General features: G+C 73.3%; 2 protein-coding genes. Both read right to left on the reverse strand.

Going from position 1 to position 3,349, the window contains the following annotated elements:
* Positions 1-197: 197 nt before the first annotated feature.
* Positions 198-1,727 (reverse strand): substrate-binding domain-containing protein, encoded by a 1,530-nt coding sequence (locus tag CCN72_RS18400; RefSeq protein WP_086808462.1) that lies wholly within the window; start codon positions 1,725-1,727, stop codon positions 198-200.
* 143 nt (positions 1,728-1,870) lie between these two features.
* Positions 1,871-3,349: protein kinase domain-containing protein (locus CCN72_RS18405; RefSeq protein ID WP_086808463.1), on the reverse strand; the 1,479-nt coding region annotated here is incomplete at its 5' end.

Here is a 3,349-nt window from a genome sequence, read left to right on the forward strand (position 1 = left end):
ACAACGCTCGTGGCCAATACAGCTAGGGCCTGTCTGACAATTCCCGTCTGCCGCGCGACGCCATGCACGCACTCTCGCGGCACCGGGCGCAGACCCAAGTACGTCCAGTACGAGGGCCTACGCCCGGCACCCCGAGAGCACGCACCTGACGCCGCGCGGCCGCCCTCCGGGCGACGACGGGAATTGTCAGACAGGCCCTAGGCGCACAACTTCAGCCCCTCCGGTGTCCAGCACGGCACATGCCCGTGCGTGCGGATGATGTCCTGCCCGTTCCCCCGGGTGAGATACGTCAGGAAGCTGGAGGCCAGCGAGTCGGCGGGCGGCCGGCCGTAGGTGTAGGCGTACTCGATCTCCCGGTAGGGGTACTCGCTGTGGTCGTGCTCGATCGCGTCCACCGACGGCGCGTCCCCGTCCAGGCCGAGCACCCGCAGCCCCTTCGCGGCGTCCGCGAGGTTCAGCTCGCTGTAGCCGACCGCTCCGGGCAGCCGCGCGACCTCGGCCAGCACCTGGTCCGTGGAGTCGAGTTCGCAGCGCGTCACCGGCGCCGAGGGATAGTCCTTGTGCACACAGTCCACCGAGGTGTTCGCCATCTCGCCGCCGCCGAGCACCCGCCGCTGGAACACCTGCCGCGTCCCGGAGTCGGCGTCCCGGCTGACCAGGTGCACCGGCAGCGAACGCCCGCCCAGCTGCGCCCAGTTCGACACCTTCCCCGCGTACAGCCGGCGCACGTCCGCCGTGGACAGGTTCCGCAGCCCCACATCGTCGTTGAGGACGAGCGCGAACACCGACAGCGCGACCCGGTTCTCCCGCAGCCGGGACAGACCGCCCGGCCGGGGCCCGTCGGAGAGGGCGACCACCGGCGGCGACCCCTTGCCCTGGCTCGCCGCGCCCTGCGCCGCCAACTCCCGTGTCCCCGCCGTCGATCCGTGCGCGTCGACCGTGACGGTGGCACCCGCGCAGTCCTTCTCGTACTTCCGCGCCACCTCCTCCATCACCGGCTCGAACGCCGTCGACCCGATCACCGTGAGCGTCCCCTTCTCGCAGCCGATCGGCGGCGGGGTGTCGTCACGGGCCACGACGATCGTCGCCAGGGTCACCACGCACACCGTGAGCATGATGGTGATGCCCCGCGACGCCCGGCTGAACAGCGGCGGCTTGTCGTCCGGGGTGGCGCTGCGGTTGGGGTGGACCTCGCCGTCCCGGATCCCGCCGATCAGCCGTATCTCCCGGCCCACGTCCCCGCCGGACAGCAGCACCAGCAGCTTGAAGTGGTCGCCCTTGTTCAGCGGCACGGGCGGGATGCGCAGGGTGTTGCCCTGGTAGCCGAAGCCCCGCTCGGCGGCGAAGTGGTCCATCAGATGCCCGGTGTCGCTCGGCTGGGTCACCGAGACGCCGCGGACGGTACGGTCCGTGAACACCGCGGTGAGGCCGTGGTCCTCGGGACCGGTGTAGTCGGCGCGGTCGATGCCGAGCGAGCCGTCGTTCTCGACGCGCAGCAGCACCAGCGTGGCGTCCGACATGCCCGGCACCTCGTCGAACAGTCCGAGCCGCCGGTTGGCCCGGCCCGAACGCACGTCGTCGCCTATGGCGTTGTCCATCTGGACGCGGTAGCCGATCCTCTTTCGCCGCGGTACCCGGCGCTCGTACCAGACCATGCCCGCGGACGCGACGATGCCCAGCAGCGCCGTGCCGACGGCGACGATGTTCTCCGCGCTCAGCCACTCCATCTGGGTGCCCCCGCAACTCCCCGGAGCCGGATCGGGGCAGCAACGGTACGCGCGGGCAAGAGGACGAACCGGACACGTCCGCGGGAATTCGCCGTACGTTCAACCAACCCACGGGGCACGGGAGTTGGCCGACGCCCATCCCCTCACTGCCGGGTGTACGTCAGGCTCTCCCCGCCGCCCTGCTGCGCCCGCTGCAACCGTCCGTCCGGCAGCAGGCTGACCTCCGTCGGATCGCCCGGGGAGCACGAGGAGACGGGCTCGCCGCTGGTCACGACGGACGGCCCGATCTCCAACGGCCCCCCGGCGTACGGCGCTTGGCTGAGTTCGGCCGTGAAGACGCAGTGGTACATCCCACCGTCCTGCGCCGGGCCCTGCGCCTCCAGCGTCAGCACGTCCTCCCCCACCTTTCCCTGCCGGATGGTGAGCCGGCGGGTGTTGGTGCCGCTCGCGCTGTCGATGGTCGCCGCCCAGGTCCCGAGATAGGCGTCCGGGACGGCACCCGCGCCCGAGGAGGAGGGCGAGACGGAGGGCGAGGACGGGTCCGGACCGCGCTCCCCGGAACCGGTGGGCGACGCGGACCGCGAGGCCGGCGCGGGACCGGCCGTGCCGCCGCCCTTGCTCTCGACCCCGCTGTTCAGCAGCGCGTACACCGACCCGCCCGCGCCCACCGCCACGATCACCGCGATCACGACCAGCAGGGCCGTGGACCGCCCGCTGCGCCGCTCCGGCTCGGGTTCCGTGGCGTAGGGCGGGTACGGCGGATACGACTGCTGCGGGTACCCGTACCCGAAGGCCTGGGGCGGCTGCGGCGGCGGCACGGCCGCGGTGCCCGGTGCGAAGTACGGCTGCCGGGCGCCCTGTTGGGGGTGCGGCTGGGCCTCCTGCCGGGGGTCCCCGTACGCCCCGGGGGCCGTTACCGGCAGCGGCGCGCCCTCCCCCGCCGACGGCGGCCGCTCGGTACCGGACCCGCTCCCCTTCGCGGCGGCCGTCCCGCCCCCGTCCGAGACGGCGGCGTGCTCGGGCGAACCACCGCCCTCCGGCCCGGCGTCCCCGGCGGCTCCCGCACCCGGTGCCGCCGGGGCGAGGCCCTCCGCCGCCGGTTCCTCCACCTCAAGCAACCCCACCGCGTGCCGCCCCAGTTGGGCCACCAGCGCGCCCGGCAGCCAGGGGTCGCGGGAGCGGCCGTCGGACACCGTGTCCTCCGCCCCCGTGCGCTCCAGCAGCGCGTCCAGGGACGGCCGGGCCGCCGGATCCTTGCGCAGGCACTGGCGCACCAGATCGGCGATGCCCTCCGGCACCCCCGCCAGATCCGGCTCCTCCTGGGCGATCCGGAACATCAGCGCGTGCACCCCGCTGCCGGCGTTCCCGAACGGCATCCGCCCGGTCGCCGCGTACGTCAGCACCGAACCGAGCGAGAAGACGTCGCACGCCGGGGTGACCTTGTCCCCGCGCACCTGCTCCGGCGCCATGAACCCCGGCGAGCCGACCAGCGACCCGGTCTGGGTGAGCCCCTCGCCGCCCGCCGTGCCCGTCTCCAGGGCGCGGGCGATGCCGAAGTCGATCACGCGCGGCCCGTCGATGGTCACCAGCACATTGGACGGCTTCAGATCCCGGTGCACGAT

It is taken from the genome of Streptomyces murinus, assembly GCF_002154555.1.
GTDB lineage: Bacteria > Actinomycetota > Actinomycetes > Streptomycetales > Streptomycetaceae > Streptomyces > Streptomyces murinus.

Coding starts and splice junctions, on each gene's coding strand:
- CCN72_RS18400 (WP_086808462.1), bottom strand. CDS start 1,727: ATGGAGTGGCTGAGCGCGGAGAACATCGTCGCCGTCGGCACGGCGCTG.